This window comes from Bacteroides sp. CAG:189 (genome assembly GCF_000432295.1).
GTDB classification, from domain to species: Bacteria; Bacteroidota; Bacteroidia; order Bacteroidales; family Bacteroidaceae; genus Bacteroides; species Bacteroides salyersiae.
The window spans coordinates 20071-37283 of the sequence record NZ_HF990995.1 but is presented as its reverse complement, the minus strand read 5'-3'; the positions used below and the strand labels follow the sequence as shown (position 1 = coordinate 37283).

Genomic DNA, 17213 nt, shown 5'->3' with positions numbered 1-17213 from the left:
TCAAAGTGTTGCGGAATTAAGGTTAAAGAAAATTTCATTTTTTTGGTAGAGTATTGGTTCTATTTACCTGTCGATTCTTTTAATGAGTGCGATTGGGTCGATTTTTTGCGCACAAAAAGGATTGATGACGCATCGCATCAAGGCATCAATTCTTATGTGATTATGACCACTTTAGACTGTAATGCAAGGTGTTTCTATTGCTATGAAAAAGGAACTCCGCGTATTTCTATGACCGAAAAAAATGCACTTGTCACAAGTGAGTATATTCAACGCCATTCTACAAATAAGGTTAAGCTAACTTGGTTTGGAGGAGAACCTTTGCTGAATACAGTAGTAATGGATTTGATATGTCAAAAACTAAATGATTTCGGCATTTCGTACTTTTCGCACATAATCACCAATGGACTGCTCTTTACACGAAACATAGTCAACAAAGCAATAAATGTGTGGAAACTCAAACGAGTTCAAATTACATTAGATGGCACGGAGCAAGTATATCTGCGCGCGAAAGCATACGTTAACTCTCAAGGGTCCGAGTTCCAAATTGTTTTAGACAACATTGAGGCATTATTAAACTCAAAGATAGCTGTCAATATCCGTCTTAATCAAGACGCATACAACACAGAGGACCTTTTAGAGTTACTTGCTATTCTACATAATCGTTTTGGGACTAATCCGTACCTGACAATATACAATCACCTCCTGTTTAATTTCGAGGGAGACTATACACAAGAGCAAATAGGCTGTTATTACAAATTAAAGAATAAACTCACCGTTTTGGAGTATATAAAAGGTTATAAACTTCCTAACGGTATGACCGATCATCAGTGTATGGCCGATAGCAGTCATTCTTTAGTCATAACTCCATCCGGGATAATTGGCAAATGTGAGCATTTTACCGAAGAAAAAATGATTGGTTCGATATTTACTGAAGATATTGATTCATCTGTTCTGAAGATGTGGAACGAAAGATACGACAAGCAAAAGGAATGCAATTTATGCCCTCTTTATCCAACTTGTATAAGGATAAAGATGTGTCCGAATCAGAAAAAGCATTGCTCTGATTTTTATCGTAAAGATAGAATGGAATCTCTTAATATTGCCATCAAATATTGTTACAAAGAATGGAAAATTCACAAAGCTGAATTAACTGGTTTAGAGAACTAAAAGTAAGGATTATTACATTGAAATTAAACTTCTTTGTCCTTTCTCAATTTTCCAATCATACGCCCCCTCTGCAACATCGCCCACCTCTTTGAGTGTGTGGAGATGTTTGATTTCGTCAAAGGGTTGCTTATGTTCTGCATAGCCACACAGCCAGTCACCAACAGCTTTTTGTATTTCAGTCGTTTCCCCATATTTCTGCATCACACTTTTAATGTCAGCGGCTTCGGATGGGGCAAAGATTGACTTATGTTGCTTTGTGCCAAAATGAACAATCGCATCAATTGCTCGTCTGAACACTTCGCTTGCTTGGTAGAGGATATTAGCTATGACATTTAAAATTTTCCGGCTGGCTTCCAAAGCCTCCTGCAACAAACGGGTAGTATTGTCTTTCTTCTTGGTGGCTGTAAGAACCGCTTGGCTGATGCGCTACTGTATGTTTGCTTCCTGCGCTTGAAGCTACCTGACAGTCTCGTTCCTCTCAATGGCTGATGTGCGACTTTGCGCCAAAACCCTGTCTCGCTCAGTTTTGGCACTTCGCTTTTCTTCAACCAATGCCTTTTTATAAAGGAAATTATGAGATATCTATTGTAATGAAGGAATTTTATACAGAGTTTGAACGACCTTTCTCTCCAGCAAGGACATACAATAATTACTATAAGATTGTAATATTAATACTTGTATTAGTTCACTTAATTATTTTAATCTATGTAACTTAGCTAATGTTTAGTTTTACAATCAATAACTGTATTATACTTTACTTTATAAAGTCAATACCCCAACATGGGCAAACGGTATTTATACACAATGCGTGGTACAATAAAGTATATAGTTGCGTGCGTTAATTTATAAGTGATACTTCGCTCATTTCGGTGACCTTCAGGTGACCTTTTCGCATGAAAACTACCGCAAATATACATGTTTTTCTGCAGACCGCAAAACCTACTAATATCTGATTATCGGTATACTTATACACTATGCAATTACATGAAATATCGCACAAAAAGACTCTAATTATATGTTTCTTCTGAAACTGTCTGCTTGCGTGGAAAAATGTTATATCATTTTTCCTTTAAACACAAAGCTTTCTTTTCCAAAATCGGCTTCCGGCAGGGGAGTACCCGGGGCGAATAAGCCGAAGACGGAGGATCCCGAACCACTCATCGCAGCATATATGGCTCCTTTTTGGTATAGCTCGTCTTTTATCTCTCCGATGGCAGGGTATTGTGGAAATACGCTTGCCTCGAAGTCGTTTACTAACCTTTCTTTCCACTCGCTGACAGGCAGGGCGATGGTTTCTTTTAACGAGTATTCCGGCTTATGAGGCTTAATCAGTGAAAAAGCTTCTCGCGTAGATACAAAAATATCGGGTTTTACCAATAGGATCTGATAATCTTTTAAAGAAAGCGTGATAGGAGAGAATAGGTTTCCGATTCCTTCGGCATAGGTTGGCATATTGTTGATAAAGAAAGCACAGTCGGCTCCTAACGCTGCAGCATATTCTTCCAGTTTTTCGGTGGTTAGTCCCAGTTCGAACCTTTTGTTTAAAAGTTTTAGCATGAAAGCGGCATCGGACGATCCGCCGCCCAATCCCGCACCCGATGGGATATGCTTATACAAATGAATATCTACCGGAGGAAGGTCGAACACTTTGTCCAACATCAGATAGGCTTTCACAACCAGATTGTCTGCTGCATTTCCTGTTATTTCCAAGCCTGCCTGATGAAGAGAAAACTTTTGTACTTGCCCGTTGGCAGCAGGTAATTGGCAGTTGTTTTGCACATGTATCTCTAAAGCGTCTTCGATGGGAACGGGATAAAAAACGGTTTCCAGATTATGATATCCGTCCGGGCGTTTCTCTGTGATATTCAACCCCAAGTTTATTTTTGCATTCGGAAATGTGATCATTTTTTTATTTACGATTAGGAAAACTACAATTTACAATTGAAATCTCAGAAACCTGAAAAGAAATTCTATAAAAAACAAAATAGATTCTCATGGTTTATAAGTATCGATGCAAAGTTAGTAAAATCTTCATTTTTCTTTATTTATTCTTCATTATTATATTCTATCTTTGCCATCCCTTTACGAACCGACCGGTCGGTTTGTTTTGGTTTTTAATAATAAATTAGGCAGATATTAAATTGTAAATAGAAAGATGGCTGAACAACAAAAAAGAACTTCCCGTAATACGAAATCCAAAACTCCGCAACCTATAACCGACTATGGACGTATCCAGCCACAGGCCCCGGAATTGGAAGAAGCCGTGTTGGGGGCTTTGATGATTGAAAAAGATGCATATTCCCTGGTAAGTGAAATTCTTCGCCCGGAATCGTTTTATGAGCATCGCCATCAACTGATTTATGCAGCTATTACAGACTTGGCTGTTAATCAGCAACCGGTGGATATCCTTACTGTGAAAGAGCAATTGGCTAAACGCGGTGATTTGAAAGAGGTTGGTGGTCCGTTTTATATAACACAGTTGAGTAGTAAGGTTGCTTCTTCTGCTCATATCGAGTATCATGCGCGTATCATTGCACAGAAATATCTGGCGCGTGAACTGATTACTTTTACCAGTGGGATTCAAAGCAAGGCATTTGATGAGACGCTCGATGTGGACGATCTGATGCAGGAGGCAGAAGGAAAGTTATTTGAGATTTCGCAACGGAACATGAAGAAAGACTATACGCAGATCAATCCGGTGATTAGTGAGGCGTATCAGTTGATTCAGAAAGCTGCTGCCCGTACCGATGGTTTGAGTGGCTTGGAGAGTGGTTATACCAAGTTGGACAAGATGACTTCCGGTTGGCAAAACTCTGACCTTATTGTTATCGCTGCCCGTCCTGCTATGGGTAAAACGGCATTTGTGCTTTCTATGGCAAAGAATATAGCGGTAAATTTCAGGAATCCTGTTGCGTTGTTCTCGCTTGAAATGAGTAATGTACAGTTGGTAAATCGTCTGATTTCCAATGTCTGTGAAATTCCGAGTGAGAAAATCAAGAGCGGCCAGCTCGCTGCATATGAGTGGCAGCAACTGGATTATAAGTTGAAAGATCTGATCGACGCACCTTTGTATGTCGACGATACCCCTTCGTTGTCTGTTTTTGAACTTCGTACCAAAGCGCGTCGTCTGGTGCGTGAGCATGGGGTCCGGATTATCATTATCGACTACCTTCAGTTGATGAATGCGAGCGGTATGGCATTTGGTAGCCGTCAGGAAGAGGTAAGTACTATCTCGCGTTCGCTCAAAGGACTTGCTAAGGAGTTGAATATACCTATTATTGCCTTGTCGCAGTTGAATCGTGGTGTCGAGAGTCGTGAGGGTATCGAAGGAAAACGACCTCAGTTGAGCGACCTTCGTGAATCCGGGGCCATTGAACAGGATGCCGATATGGTGTGCTTTATTCATCGTCCGGAATACTATAAGATCTTTCAAGACGATCATGGAAACGACTTGCGTGGTATGGCGGAAATTATTATTGCCAAGCATCGTAACGGTGCTGTAGGAGATGTGCTCTTACGTTTCAAAGGTGAATACACTCGATTCCAAAATCCGGATGATGATATGGTGATTCCTGCACCCGATGCAGGGGCGATGCCTATAGTGGGTTCACGAATGAATAGTGCCGGTAACGTTCCGCCTCCTACACCTGATTTTGCTCCGCAAGCTGATAATCCGTTTGGCGGAATAGGCGGTGACGGGCCATTGCCTTTCTAAATATTTTTAGCTTGAATTGTTTATATATAGTAGCTAAGTAGTCAAGTAGTTAAGTAGTAAGTAGAAATGTATTGTCTGATGCTTTTCGCTTATCCACTTGTTACTTAGTTGTTTATTATTTATTTAATTAATGCTTAGTTGCTTACTATTTAACTACTCACTACTTACTACTCACTACTTACTACTCACTACTTAACAGCTCACTACTTGACTACTCTGCAAGTGAAGTAAACTAATTGGGATTGTTTCCGGATTTTAAGAAATGATACCGGCTATTTTTGTACTTCATTAATTTTCTATGTATTAAATTTCCTGCCAACCGAAAAAACTTATTAACTTTGCGAATCTTTTTGAGAAATAATAAAAACTTAATGATATGAATATCTCTTATAATTGGCTGAAAGAGTATGTCGCTTGATGGATAATTCCCTGTCATCCAAAAAAACTTTGTAATTTTGCGGGTCACTTTTGGAAACAATAAAAAATTAATGATATGAATATCTCTTATAATTGGTTGAAGGAGTATGTCGATTTCGATTTGACACCGGAAGAAGTGGCTGCTGCGCTTACTTCCATCGGATTGGAAACAGGAAGTGTGGAAGAAGTTCAAACCATTAAAGGCGGTCTGGAAGGTCTCGTTATTGGCGAGGTGTTGACATGTGTGGAGCATCCGAATTCAGACCACTTACACATCACTACGGTTAATTTGGGAAATGGCGAGCCCACCCAGATTGTATGCGGAGCGCCCAATGTAGCTACCGGACAAAAGGTTGTTGTTGCTACCTTAGGCACGAAACTCTACGATGGTGATGAATGTTTTACGATTAAAAAATCAAAAATTCGTGGTGTAGAGTCTATCGGTATGATTTGTGCAGAGGATGAAATCGGTATCGGGACTTCTCACGATGGTATTATCGTCTTGCCCGAACAGGCTGTTCCGGGCACATTGGCCAAAGATTATTATAATGTAAAGAGTGATTATGTGCTCGAAGTGGATATCACGCCCAATCGTGCGGATGCCTGTTCGCATTATGGTGTGGCACGCGACTTGTATGCTTATCTGATTCAGAATGGTAAGCAAGCTACGTTAAAATGTCCGTCGGTCGATGCTTTTGCGGTAGAAAATCACGATCTCGATATTAAAGTAACGGTAGAGAACAGTGAAGCATGTCCCCGATATGCCGGTATTACTGTAAAAGGTGTTACTGTAAAAGAGAGTCCTGAGTGGTTGCAGAATAAGCTTCGGTTGATTGGGGTGCGCCCTATCAATAATGTTGTGGACGTTACGAACTATATTGTTCATGCTTTCGGACAGCCGTTACACTGCTTTGATGCAGATAAAATAAAGGGTGGGGAAGTCATTGTAAAGACTTTGTCCGAAGGTACTCCTTTTGTTACATTAGACGGTGTAGAGCGTAAATTGAATGAGCGTGATTTGATGATCTGTAACAAGGAAGAGGCGATGTGCATTGCCGGTGTGTTTGGCGGATTGGATTCCGGTTCTACGGAGGCAACCACAAACGTTTTTATCGAGAGTGCTTATTTTCATCCTACTTGGGTGCGTAAAACGGCTCGTCGTCATGGATTGAATACGGATGCTTCTTTCCGTTTCGAAAGAGGTATCGATCCGAATATAACTATTTATTGCCTGAAGTTGGCGGCCATCATGGTAAAAGAGTTGGCCGGCGGTACCATCTCCAGTGAGATTAAGGACGTGTGTGTGGCTCCTGCGCAAGATTTTATCGTAGAGTTAGCATATGAAAAAGTAAATTCTCTGGTTGGCAAAGTGATTCCGGTGGAAACAATCAAGAGTATTGTGAAAAGTCTGGAAATGAAGGTCACGAATGAAACGGCTGAAGGCTTGACGTTGGCAGTTCCTCCTTATCGTGTGGATGTGCAACGTGATTGTGATGTGATTGAAGATATTCTTCGTATTTACGGATATAATAACGTAGAGATACCATCTACCTTGAAATCGAGTCTGACTACCAAAGGAGAGGAAGATAAATCAAATAAACTGCAGAATTTGATAGCTGAGCAGTTGGTTGGTTGCGGATTTAATGAAATACTGAACAACTCTCTGACACGTGCTGCTTATTACGACGGGTTAGAGTCTTATCCTTCCAATCACTTGGTGATGCTGATGAATCCGTTGAGTGCTGATTTGAACAGTATGCGCCAGACATTGTTATTTGGAGGGCTCGAAAGTATCGCTCATAATGCGAACCGTAAGAATGCTGACTTGAAATTCTTTGAGTTCGGTAATTGCTATTATTTCGATGCTGATAAGAAGAATCCGGAAAAAACATTGGCAGCTTATGCCGAAGATTACCATCTTGGATTGTGGGTAACGGGCAAGAAGGTTTCTAATTCTTGGATACATGCGGATGAGAATAGTACGGTATATGAGTTGAAAGCTTATGTAGAGAATATCTTGAAACGTCTGGGATTGGATTTACGCAATCTGGTGGTAGGCAATCTTACGGATGATATTTTTGCTGCGGCTCTTACCGTTCATACCAGAGGCGGTAAACGTCTGGCTACATTCGGTGTTGTGACAAAGAAATTGTTGAAAGCATTTGATATTGACAATGAGGTATATTATGCCGATCTGGACTGGAAAGAACTGATGAGAGCGATCCGTTCAGTGAAAGTCAGCTTCAAGGAAATATCTAAATTTCCGGCTGTGAAACGTGACCTTGCGCTGTTGCTCGACAAGAATATCCAGTTTGCTGAAATTGAAAAGATTGCTTACGAAACAGAGAAGAAACTCCTGAAAGAAGTAGAGCTCTTCGATGTATACGAAGGTAAGAATCTGGAAGCGGGTAAAAAGTCATATGCTGTAAGTTTCTTGTTGCAAGATGAAACACAGACACTGAATGATAAGATGATTGATAAAATCATGTCGAAACTCGTGAAGAACCTGGAAGACAAACTGGGTGCGAAATTAAGATAAGAATTTAAAATCAATATATAAAAATATAAACCAATGGGAAGAGCATTCGAATATAGAAAAGCTACCAAGCTGAAAAGATGGGGCAATATGGCCCGTACATTTACGAGAATAGGTAAACAAATCGCAATTGCAGTGAAAGCCGGTGGTCCGGATCCTGAAAATAACCCGCATCTGCGTGCAGTTGTTGCCACAGCAAAGCGTGAGAATATGCCGAAAGATAACGTGGAACGCGCTATCAAGAATGCAATGGGTAAAGACCAGAAGGACTATAAAGAGATGAACTATGAAGGATACGGACCTTTTGGTATTGCTGTGTTTGTAGAGACCGCTACAGATAATACGACTCGTACGGTTGCCAATGTCCGTAGTGTTTTCAATAAGTTCGGCGGCACTCTGGGAACTTCCGGTAGCCTTGACTTTATGTTCAGTTGGAAATCGATGTTTACCATCGCTAAGAAAGAAGGTTTGGAGATGGATGAACTGATTCTTGAATTGATCGATTATGGAGTAGAAGATGAATATGACGAAGATGAAGAGGAAATCACCATTTATGGCGACCCTAAATCGTTTGCTCAGATTCAGAAATATCTTGAGGATAATGGCTTCGAAGTAAAAGGAGCCGAATTTACCCGTATTCCTAATGACGAGAAAGAACTGACTGCCGAACAACGTGCTACTATTGATAAAATGGTGGAACGTCTGGAAGAGGATGAGGATGTTCAGAATGTCTATACCAACATGAAACCGGCAGAGGAAGGCGAGGAATGAAATATGTTTATAGAACCCAGGGGACTTGTAGCACGAATATCGAACTCGATGTAGAAGAGGGTGTGCTGAAAGAAGTGGCTTACTGGGGTGGATGTAACGGTAGTTTGCAAGGTATTTCCCGTCTGGTGACAGGTATGAAAGTTGAAGATGTCATTGAAAAGCTGGAAGGTGTCAGATGTGGACGCCGTTCTACTTCCTGTCCGGATCAGTTGTGTAAAGCGTTGCATGAAATGGGATATTAACCTTGATAGGGCACATAAAAAACGGCGATACTTGAAAAAGCATCGCCGTTTTTTATGAGGAGAATTCTCATTTTGATGTTATTATCAGATTCTATTTGTACATATCCGGTGTGACCTTTACACGGAAGAGTTCTTGCTGAGTCTTATCCGATAGATAGACATATGCCATGGTTACATCCATATCTCTGTACATCTTGAGATCATCTGTGTTTTTGATGATTCCCGGTAGGTTTTCCTCCAAATGTTTTTGAGTGGTTTCCGCTATGTTCGGATCGTCTGCTGCTCCTGTCAGGGTATAATAATAAGTAAATGTATTATCTCCTCCCGTATAGCTTGTGCTATCCATTCGTGTCATTTCGTCTATGGTCATGGGACACTGCTTATTGACTTCCTGAGAGGCTATTTCGAATACTTTTTGTTTTGCTTGCTGGCATGAGGTCAGTACGAGAACGGTAAGGCAAACTGCTGTGATGATCTTTTTCATAATGATATCTTGTTTTTAATAAATAATATTTCAAAGGTAATTGTTTTTGATGAACTGAACAAATGGGCGGATTGTTTTGTTTAATATCATTAAGGTTGGCGGTTCTCATCCAACAAAACCGTGTTAAAAATTGCGTTTAATTTCATTTAATCGTAATTTTGTGCAAACATTAAAAGAAAAGAACAGAACTTTATTATGCAGAATATATTTAAGGATTTAAAACGTAAAGACCATAAACGTTATTTGGGAGGATTGGATGTGTTCAGATACATCGGTCCCGGATTATTGGTCACTGTCGGTTTTATAGATCCGGGTAATTGGGCTTCAAATTTTGCCGCCGGCTCCGAATTCGGATATTCATTGCTGTGGGTGGTTACTCTGTCTACTATCATGCTAATCGTACTTCAGCACAATGTGGCGCATTTGGGAATTGTAACCGGGCTTTGCTTGTCTGAAGCGGCTACTCAATATACTCCTAAATGGGTGTCACGTCCTATCTTGGGAACAGCCGTGCTGGCCTCCATATCCACTTCGCTGGCAGAAATCCTGGGTGGAGCCATTGCTTTGGAAATGTTACTCGATGTTCCTATAATTTGGGGAGCTGTATTGACTACTGTTTTCGTTTCCGTCATGTTGTTTACAAACTCTTATAAAAAAATCGAACGGTCTATCATTGCTTTTGTGTCTGTGATCGGCCTCTCGTTTATTTATGAACTTTTTCTTGTAGATATAGATTGGCCATTGGCTGTGCAAGGATGGGTTACACCGGCCATTCCTAAGGGAAGCATGCTTATTATTATGAGCGTGCTTGGCGCAGTAGTGATGCCTCACAATCTGTTTCTTCATTCGGAAGTGATACAGAGCCATGAATATAACAAACAGGATGACGCTTCTATTCGGAAAGTTTTGAAGTATGAATTGTTCGATACGCTTTTTTCAATGATTGTGGGATGGGCCATCAACAGTGCAATGATCTTGCTTGCTGCCGCTACTTTTTTTAAAAGTGGGATACAAGTAGAGGAGCTGCAGCAGGCAAAATCACTGCTGGAACCTTTGTTGGGCAGTAATGCCGCCATTGTTTTTGCTTTGGCTTTGCTGATGGCAGGTATTTCTTCTACGATAACGAGTGGAATGGCCGCCGGTTCTATCTTTGCCGGAATATTTGGTGAATCATATCATATAAAGGACAGTCATTCGCAGGTGGGAGTCATTCTCTCGTTAGGCATTGCTTTGTTATTGATATTTTTTATAGGCGATCCTTTTAAAGGACTGATCATTTCACAAATGATTCTGAGTATTCAGTTGCCGTTTACCGTATTTTTGCAAGTGGGGTTGACTTCTTCTAAGAAAGTAATGGGCAATTACGTCAATAGTCGTTGGAGTACGTTTATACTTTATACAATTGCGATAGTAGTTTCTATATTGAATATCATGTTGCTGTTTTCTTGAATGAAGAAAGCAAGAAACAGGTTGTCGTTGTTGGATGGCGACATTAACTTTACCCGGTAAAATTGGATGATTATGAGTAATAAACAAGACGAAATTAATTTTGCCCGTGTGGCAGACGCCATTGAATATATTACCCGAAATTACCGGGAACAACCTTCTCTGTTCGATGTAGCGGAGGAAGTGAATGTAAGTATCCATCATTTTCAGCGGCTATTTACAGAATGGGCCGGAGTAAGCCCAAAGAAGTTTTTGCAGTATATCAGTGTCAATCATGCCAAGAAGATTTTAAGAGAAGGACAGGGAAGCCTTTTCGATGCTGCTTTTGAGACGGGACTTTCCGGTACGGGGCGTTTGCACGAACTTTTTATCCATATCGAAGGGATGACCCCGGGAGAATATAAAATCGGTGGTCGTGGATTGACCATTAACTATCGTTTCGCAGAAACTCACTTTGGGGAAATGCTGGTGGCATCTACCTCTAAAGGGGTATGTTATATGGCTTTCTGTGATGACCGGGAGCAGGTGTTGGACGAGTTAGGACATCATTTTCCGTATGCTACGTTCGAAAAGCGTCCGGATGAATTTCAAGAACGTGCCCTTGCTGTCTTTTCTATGGATTGGACGAATATAGATGAGGTGAAACTTCACCTACGGGGTACTGAATTCCAACTGAAAGTATGGGAAACATTGCTTAAAATACCGATGGGGGCATTAACCACCTATGGAGATATTGCCTGTTATCTGGATAATCCGAAATCCTCTCGTGCTGTGGGGACGGCAGTAGGAGATAATCCGGTTGCTTTTCTTATTCCTTGCCACCGTGTGATTCGCTCTACCGGTGCATTGGGGGGCTATCGTTGGGGGTTGACTCGAAAAACTGCTATGATAGGATGGGAAGCAGCAAAGATTGAGAAATAAAAAATAATGGAATAGCATATAATAGATGTTTTTATGAAAATAATAACTTATAATGTGAATGGCCTGCGGGCCGCAGTAACCAAAGGTTTGCCCGAATGGCTGTCACAGGAGCAGCCGGATGTTCTCTGTCTGCAAGAAACTAAATTGCAACCGGAACAGTATCCGGCAGAAGCGTTTGAAGCATTGGGTTATAAGGCCTATCTGTACTCTGCACAGAAAAAAGGATATAGTGGGGTGGCTATCCTTACCCGCCGTGAGCCCGATCATGTGGAATATGGTATGGGAATTGAAGAATATGATAATGAAGGCCGTTTTATCCGTGCGGATTATGGAGACTTGTCTGTTGTGAGTGTATATCATCCCTCAGGAACAAGTGGCGATGAACGTCAGGCATTCAAGATGGTATGGCTGGAAGCCTTTCAGCAGTATGTGACAGAATTGCAAAAGTCCCGCCCTAAGCTGATTCTTTGCGGAGACTATAACATTTGTCATGAACCGATCGATATTCATGATCCTATCCGAAATGCGACAAATAGCGGTTTCCTACCCGAAGAACGAGAATGGATGACTCGTTTCCTGTCTGCCGGTTTTGTCGATTCTTTCCGTACGCTTTATCCTGAAAAGCAGGAGTATACCTGGTGGAGCTATCGTTTCAATTCGAGAGCGAAAAATAAGGGATGGCGCATAGATTACTGTATGGTCAGTGAACCTGTACGACCGATGTTAAAGGCTGCACGTATATTGAATGAGGCGGTACATTCCGATCATTGCCCGATGATGTTGGAATTGGAAGATTAGAGGATTCAGAGTATGGTGATACTCAGTTTGCGGCTATCTCCTCCATCACGAAACTCACATAAATAAATTCCCTGCCAAGTGCCCAGGTTCAACTTGTGGTTCTTGATAGGGATAGTTACTGAACTACCTATCAGAGACGCCTTTATATGCGCGCTCATATCGTCCGGGCCTTCCAGTGTATGCACAAAGTAAGGTGCGCCGTCCGGAACAAGTTTGTTGAAGAACGTCTGGAAATCGTACCGTACATCCGGATCTGCATTTTCATTGATTGTAATTCCTGCCGAAGTATGCTTGATAAACACCACAAGCAATCCACTTTCAGGTAATTCAGGCAGATGGGATATGATGTCACGCGTCACCAGATGGAAACCGCGTGGATAGTGTGGTAACTGTATATCGAGAGTGATAGCCATAATATTACTTCATTTAAATTACTTCTGCAAAGATACTTTTTTATACTTTTGCACAACTAAATGATAGAAATAAAAAATGGAAGATAGAATACAACGAGCTACTCAGCTTTTCAAAAGCGGTTATAATTGTTCGCAGTCCGTAGTAGCTGCTTTTGCCGATATATATGGATTTACGGAAGAACAGGCGTTACGTATGGCAGCCTCTTTCGGTGGCGGTATCGGGAGAATGAGAGAAACTTGTGGCGCCGCTTGCGGTATGTTTCTATTGGCAGGACTGGAAAAAGGTGCGGTTGACGGTGCTGATAAGGAAGGGAAGGCGGCTAACTATGCTTTGGTACAAGAACTTGCGGCTGAATTTAAGAAAAGAAACGGTTCATTGAATTGCGGTGAACTGTTGGGGTTGAAGAAAAGGGCGGAGATTTCGTCTGTTCCGGAAGAACGGACCGAGCAATATTATGCTAAACGTCCGTGTTCCAAGATGGTAGAGGAAGCTGCAAGAATTTGGGCGGAATACCTTGAAAAAAATCGGAAACAAGGCTAAAAAAGCTGTTTTTATTACAGATTTTGCAAAAAAACGACCAATAAAGTGTTATATAACATAAATATAACTATCTTTGCAGTTGAAATAAAATCTGAAAGTTGATATAACTTTCGATTTTTACATCATGTCGAACTTAAATTTCTAAAGCAAATGTTGAAAGAAAAAGCAGGTGAAATTGCAGGTAAAATCTGGAATGCACTGAACGGTACAGAAGGTCTGACCGCTAAGCAAATCAAAAAAGCAACCAAGTTAGTAGACAAAGACTTGTTTTTAGGTCTTGGTTGGTTGTTGAGAGAGGATAAGATCTCTACTCAGGAAATTGAAGGTGAACTTTTCATTCAATTGATCTAAGAAGGTAAATCACTTACTTATAAAAAAATGCGTTGATACATTCTGAATGTGATCAACGCATTTTTTTGTATTCTAATAAATAGAATGTGTTCTGAATGTTATTTATGGTAAGTCGATGGTATTATCTTGTTGCCGACCTTTGCTCTATATAATTAATAACTTGTTTTACATTCCCATTTTTTTCTCTAAATTTGCAAACGAATTGAAGGAATAAGAAAGGAGACATGTAAATGTCCGGCAAGAATTCTTGTTGACGAATCATTAAAAAAATAAGAAATATAATAAGAAAAGAATGAAGAATATACGTAATTTCTGCATTATTGCTCACATTGACCATGGTAAATCAACGCTGGCGGATCGTCTGTTGGAATTCACTAATACGATACAGGTAACTAACGGTCAGATGTTGGATGATATGGATTTGGAAAAGGAGAGAGGCATTACCATCAAGAGCCATGCTATACAGATGGAATATACCTATAAAGGTGAAAAGTATATTCTGAATCTGATCGATACTCCGGGACATGTCGATTTTTCTTATGAAGTTTCACGTTCGATTGCTGCTTGTGAAGGGGCATTGTTGATTGTAGATGCTTCGCAGGGTGTGCAAGCTCAGACGATCTCGAATCTTTATATGGCTATTGAGCATGATTTGGAAATTATTCCTGTTATCAATAAGTGCGATATGGCAAGTGCCATGCCCGAGGAAGTGGAGGATGAAATCGTAGAGCTGCTTGGTTGCAAGCGTGATGAAATTATTCGTGCATCTGGTAAAACTGGTATGGGAGTTGAAGAAATACTATCTGCTGTTATCGAACGTATTCCACATCCGAAAGGAGATGAAGAAGCACCGTTGCAGGCGCTGATTTTTGATTCTGTATTCAATTCTTTCCGCGGAATTATTGCTTATTTTAAAATTTTGAACGGGGTGATCCGTACAGGCGATAAAGTGAAGTTTTTTAATACCGGAAAAGAGTATGATGCCGATGAGATAGGAGTTCTTAAAATGGATATGGTTCCACGTAAAGAACTGCGTACGGGGGATGTAGGTTATATTATTTCAGGTATTAAAACTTCTAAGGAAGTGAAGGTTGGGGATACTATCACGCATATCGCCCGTCCTTGCGATAAGGCCATCGAAGGTTTTGAGGAAGTGAAACCGATGGTGTTTGCCGGTGTATATCCTATTGAAGCAGAGGAGTTTGAGGATCTGCGTGCTTCTCTTGAGAAATTGCAGTTGAATGATGCTTCGCTTACTTTTCAACCGGAATCTTCATTGGCATTGGGATTTGGTTTCCGTTGTGGATTTCTTGGACTATTGCATATGGAGATTGTTCAGGAACGTCTCGATCGTGAGTTTGACATGAATGTGATTACCACTGTGCCGAACGTTTCTTATAATATTTATGATAAGCAGGGACACGTGACTGAGGTACACAACCCCGGTGGTATGCCCGATCCTACGATGATAGATCATATCGAAGAACCCTATATCAAGTCTTCTATCATTACTACTACCGATTATATCGGTCCTATTATGACACTTTGCCTCGGTAAACGTGGTGAGTTGATTAAGCAGGAATACATATCCGGCAATCGGGTGGAGTTATACTATAATATGCCTTTGGGGGAGATTGTAATCGATTTCTATGACAGATTGAAGAGTATTTCCAAAGGATATGCCTCTTTTGATTATCATCCGGCCGGTTTCCGTCCGTCCAAACTTGTGAAGTTGGATATTCTGTTGAACGGTGAGTCCGTCGATGCGCTTTCTACATTGACCCATTTTGACAATGCTTATGACATGGGACGCCGCATGTGCGAGAAGCTGAAAGAGCTGATTCCGAGACAACAGTTTGAAATTGCTATCCAGGCAGCTATCGGTGCTAAGATTATTGCCCGTGAAACCATTAAGGCTGTTCGTAAGGATGTAACGGCTAAGTGTTACGGGGGAGATATCAGCCGTAAACGAAAGTTGCTTGAGAAACAGAAAAAAGGAAAGAAGCGTATGAAGCAGATCGGTAATGTGGAAGTGCCTCAAAAAGCGTTCCTTGCCGTACTGAAACTTGATTAAGCCTTTTTTATGATAGCTAAAAAGGGGGTGTATCTTGAACAAATACCGTTGTAAATAGTTTTAGATACACCAGGTAATTGCCATCTGTCTACAGAGCTTTCCCTGGCAATTATTTTAACATATACGATACAAAATGAGAAAAGTTCTGTCGTTTTCGGTTTTCTTGGTAGCCGGTCTTGTCTTGTCTCAGTCTCTGCCAGTGTTGGTAGGAACAGAAGGAATTGGTGCAGTAAGAACCGTTGCTAATATATTGCTTTATGTCTGTCTGAGCTTCATTATGATTAATGTGGGCAGGGAGTTTGAAGTAGATAAATCTCGTTGGAAAAGTTATACGCAAGATTATTTTATTGCGATGGCCACGGCTGCCATGCCTTGGTTTCTGATTGCACTCTATTATGTGTTTGTATTGCTTCCACCTGAATTTTGGAATAGTTGGGAAGCTTGGAAAGAGAATTTGTTACTGAGCCGTTTTGCCGCACCGACTTCTGCCGGTATTCTTTTCACTATGTTGGCAGCTATCGGTCTTAAGTCCAGTTGGATGTATAAGAAAATTCAGGTACTTGCCATTTTCGATGATCTCGATACCATTCTTTTGATGATCCCTCTCCAGATCATGATGATCGGTTTGCGCTGGCAGCTTATTATTGTTGTCCTGATTGTGTTTTTGTTGTTGTCATTTGGCTGGAAGCAGTTGGGCAAATATAATTGGCGGCAAGATTGGAAAGCCATTTTGTTTTATTCTTTCCTTGTCTTTATCGCTACTCAGTCTCTCTATCTGATTAGTAAAAGTTTGTATGGCGAAGCGGGAAGCATCCATATTGAAGTGCTGCTGCCTGCATTTATGGTAGGTATGATTATGAAACATAAAGAGATAGATACACCGGTTGAACATAAAGTGGCTACCGGAATCTCTTTTCTATTCATGTTTCTGGTAGGGATGAGTATGCCTCATTTTATTGGAGTTGATTTTGCAGAGACTCAAGCTGGAGAATATTCGGTTACCGGTTCGCAGGAGATGATGCCTTGGGGCATGATTATCTTTCATGTACTTATTGTTTCTCTGCTATCTAATATAGGAAAGTTATTTCCTGTCTTTTTCTATCGTGATCGTAAATTCAGTGAACGATTGGCTTTATCCATCGGTATGTTTACCCGTGGTGAAGTGGGGGCGGGAGTTATTTTTATTGCTCTCGGTTATAATTTGGGAGGGCCTGCTCTGCTCATTTCAGTTCTTACAATAGTATTGAATCTGATATTGACCGGTATTTTTGTTCTTTGGGTGAAGAAACTTGCCCTGAGAAGTTATGTGGAATAGCGCAAACTGAGTAATACTTTAA

At 40.8% G+C, this 17213-nt stretch carries 15 protein-coding genes and 1 pseudogene; 12 read left to right on the top strand and 4 right to left on the bottom strand.

Going from position 1 to position 17213, the window contains the following annotated elements; all coding sequences use genetic code 11:
• Nucleotides 1-1167: radical SAM/SPASM domain-containing protein (locus QVP90_RS02020; protein WP_288203768.1), on the top strand; the 1167-nt coding region annotated here is incomplete at its 5' end.
• A gap of 12 nt (nucleotides 1168-1179) precedes the next feature.
• Here QVP90_RS02020 and QVP90_RS02015 read toward each other — a convergent pair.
• Nucleotides 1180-1725 (bottom strand): annotated as a pseudogene (locus tag QVP90_RS02015) (mobilization protein); the annotation flags it as partial.
• 495 nt (nucleotides 1726-2220) lie between these two features.
• Nucleotides 2221-3072, bottom strand: a complete 852-nt coding sequence (gene ispE / locus QVP90_RS02010) for a 4-(cytidine 5'-diphospho)-2-C-methyl-D-erythritol kinase (RefSeq protein WP_007481234.1) — start codon at nucleotides 3070-3072, stop codon at nucleotides 2221-2223.
• A gap of 250 nt (nucleotides 3073-3322) precedes the next feature.
• Here ispE and dnaB point away from each other — a divergent pair, with 250 nt between their 5' ends.
• The 4 genes from dnaB to QVP90_RS01990 all read left to right on the top strand — a co-directional run bounded on the left by dnaB (nucleotide 3323) and on the right by QVP90_RS01990 (nucleotide 8848).
• Nucleotides 3323-4882, top strand: a complete 1560-nt coding sequence (gene dnaB / locus QVP90_RS02005; RefSeq protein ID WP_005931392.1) for a replicative DNA helicase — start codon at nucleotides 3323-3325, stop codon at nucleotides 4880-4882.
• 493 nt (nucleotides 4883-5375) lie between these two features.
• Entirely contained in the window at nucleotides 5376-7838 is a 2463-nt protein-coding gene (pheT, locus tag QVP90_RS02000; protein ID WP_021935533.1) for a phenylalanine--tRNA ligase subunit beta, read from the top strand.
• A gap of 33 nt (nucleotides 7839-7871) precedes the next feature.
• Complete coding sequence (locus QVP90_RS01995) at nucleotides 7872-8606, top strand: YebC/PmpR family DNA-binding transcriptional regulator (protein ID WP_005931398.1); 735 nt, start codon at nucleotides 7872-7874, stop codon at nucleotides 8604-8606.
• Nucleotides 8603-8848 (top strand): TIGR03905 family TSCPD domain-containing protein, encoded by a 246-nt coding sequence (locus QVP90_RS01990; protein ID WP_007481230.1) that lies wholly within the window; start codon nucleotides 8603-8605, stop codon nucleotides 8846-8848. Before QVP90_RS01995 ends, QVP90_RS01990 begins: the two co-directional genes overlap by 4 nt.
• Nucleotides 8849-8939: 91 nt before the next feature.
• Here QVP90_RS01990 and QVP90_RS01985 read toward each other — a convergent pair whose 3' ends face one another.
• Nucleotides 8940-9332 carry a hypothetical protein gene (locus QVP90_RS01985; RefSeq protein ID WP_005931403.1) on the bottom strand — a complete coding sequence of 131 codons (393 nt, stop codon included), beginning with the start codon at nucleotides 9330-9332 and terminating at the stop codon, nucleotides 8940-8942.
• Between the two features lie 195 nt (nucleotides 9333-9527).
• Here QVP90_RS01985 and QVP90_RS01980 point away from each other — a divergent pair, with 195 nt between their 5' ends.
• The 3 genes from QVP90_RS01980 to QVP90_RS01970 all read left to right on the top strand — a co-directional run bounded on the left by QVP90_RS01980 (nucleotide 9528) and on the right by QVP90_RS01970 (nucleotide 12497).
• Entirely contained in the window at nucleotides 9528-10781 is a 1254-nt protein-coding gene (locus QVP90_RS01980) for an Nramp family divalent metal transporter (protein ID WP_005931407.1), read from the top strand.
• A 72-nt stretch (nucleotides 10782-10853) separates the two neighbouring features.
• The gene (locus QVP90_RS01975) at nucleotides 10854-11699 is read left to right on the top strand and encodes a methylated-DNA--[protein]-cysteine S-methyltransferase (protein WP_007481227.1); all 846 of its coding nucleotides are present in this window, start codon (nucleotides 10854-10856) and stop codon (nucleotides 11697-11699) included.
• A gap of 33 nt (nucleotides 11700-11732) precedes the next feature.
• The gene (locus tag QVP90_RS01970; RefSeq protein ID WP_005931411.1) at nucleotides 11733-12497 is read left to right on the top strand and encodes an exodeoxyribonuclease III; all 765 of its coding nucleotides are present in this window, start codon (nucleotides 11733-11735) and stop codon (nucleotides 12495-12497) included.
• A gap of 5 nt (nucleotides 12498-12502) precedes the next feature.
• Here QVP90_RS01970 and QVP90_RS01965 read toward each other — a convergent pair whose 3' ends face one another.
• Complete coding sequence (locus QVP90_RS01965; RefSeq protein ID WP_005931414.1) at nucleotides 12503-12910, bottom strand: secondary thiamine-phosphate synthase enzyme YjbQ; 408 nt, start codon at nucleotides 12908-12910, stop codon at nucleotides 12503-12505.
• A 76-nt stretch (nucleotides 12911-12986) separates the two neighbouring features.
• On the opposite strand from QVP90_RS01965, the gene QVP90_RS01960 reads away from it, so the two are divergent.
• The 4 genes from QVP90_RS01960 (at nucleotide 12987) to QVP90_RS01945 (ending at nucleotide 17191) form a co-directional block, all read left to right on the top strand.
• Nucleotides 12987-13451, top strand: coding sequence for a C-GCAxxG-C-C family protein (locus QVP90_RS01960; RefSeq protein ID WP_005931419.1), 465 nt, complete (start codon nucleotides 12987-12989; stop codon nucleotides 13449-13451).
• A 150-nt stretch (nucleotides 13452-13601) separates the two neighbouring features.
• Nucleotides 13602-13802 carry a winged helix-turn-helix domain-containing protein gene (locus QVP90_RS01955; RefSeq protein WP_005931421.1) on the top strand — a complete coding sequence of 67 codons (201 nt, stop codon included), beginning with the start codon at nucleotides 13602-13604 and terminating at the stop codon, nucleotides 13800-13802.
• Between the two features lie 292 nt (nucleotides 13803-14094).
• Nucleotides 14095-15876 (top strand): translation elongation factor 4, encoded by a 1782-nt coding sequence (gene lepA, locus QVP90_RS01950; protein ID WP_005931422.1) that lies wholly within the window; start codon nucleotides 14095-14097, stop codon nucleotides 15874-15876.
• Nucleotides 15877-16009: 133 nt separating this feature from the next.
• On the top strand, nucleotides 16010-17191 hold the full coding sequence (locus tag QVP90_RS01945; RefSeq protein WP_021935532.1) for a hypothetical protein: 1182 nt from the start codon (nucleotides 16010-16012) through the stop codon (nucleotides 17189-17191).
• Nucleotides 17192-17213 lie beyond the last annotated feature (22 nt).

Coding starts and splice junctions, on each gene's coding strand:
- ispE (WP_007481234.1), bottom strand. CDS start 3,072: ATGATCACATTTCCGAATGCAAAAATAAACTTGGGGTTGAATATCACA.
- dnaB (WP_005931392.1), top strand. CDS start 3,323: ATGGCTGAACAACAAAAAAGAACTTCCCGTAATACGAAATCCAAAACT.
- pheT (WP_021935533.1), top strand. CDS start 5,376: ATGAATATCTCTTATAATTGGTTGAAGGAGTATGTCGATTTCGATTTG.
- QVP90_RS01995 (WP_005931398.1), top strand. CDS start 7,872: ATGGGAAGAGCATTCGAATATAGAAAAGCTACCAAGCTGAAAAGATGG.
- QVP90_RS01990 (WP_007481230.1), top strand. CDS start 8,603: ATGAAATATGTTTATAGAACCCAGGGGACTTGTAGCACGAATATCGAA.
- QVP90_RS01985 (WP_005931403.1), bottom strand. CDS start 9,332: ATGAAAAAGATCATCACAGCAGTTTGCCTTACCGTTCTCGTACTGACC.
- QVP90_RS01980 (WP_005931407.1), top strand. CDS start 9,528: ATGCAGAATATATTTAAGGATTTAAAACGTAAAGACCATAAACGTTAT.
- QVP90_RS01975 (WP_007481227.1), top strand. CDS start 10,854: ATGAGTAATAAACAAGACGAAATTAATTTTGCCCGTGTGGCAGACGCC.
- QVP90_RS01970 (WP_005931411.1), top strand. CDS start 11,733: ATGAAAATAATAACTTATAATGTGAATGGCCTGCGGGCCGCAGTAACC.
- QVP90_RS01965 (WP_005931414.1), bottom strand. CDS start 12,910: ATGGCTATCACTCTCGATATACAGTTACCACACTATCCACGCGGTTTC.
- QVP90_RS01960 (WP_005931419.1), top strand. CDS start 12,987: ATGGAAGATAGAATACAACGAGCTACTCAGCTTTTCAAAAGCGGTTAT.
- QVP90_RS01955 (WP_005931421.1), top strand. CDS start 13,602: ATGTTGAAAGAAAAAGCAGGTGAAATTGCAGGTAAAATCTGGAATGCA.
- lepA (WP_005931422.1), top strand. CDS start 14,095: ATGAAGAATATACGTAATTTCTGCATTATTGCTCACATTGACCATGGT.
- QVP90_RS01945 (WP_021935532.1), top strand. CDS start 16,010: ATGAGAAAAGTTCTGTCGTTTTCGGTTTTCTTGGTAGCCGGTCTTGTC.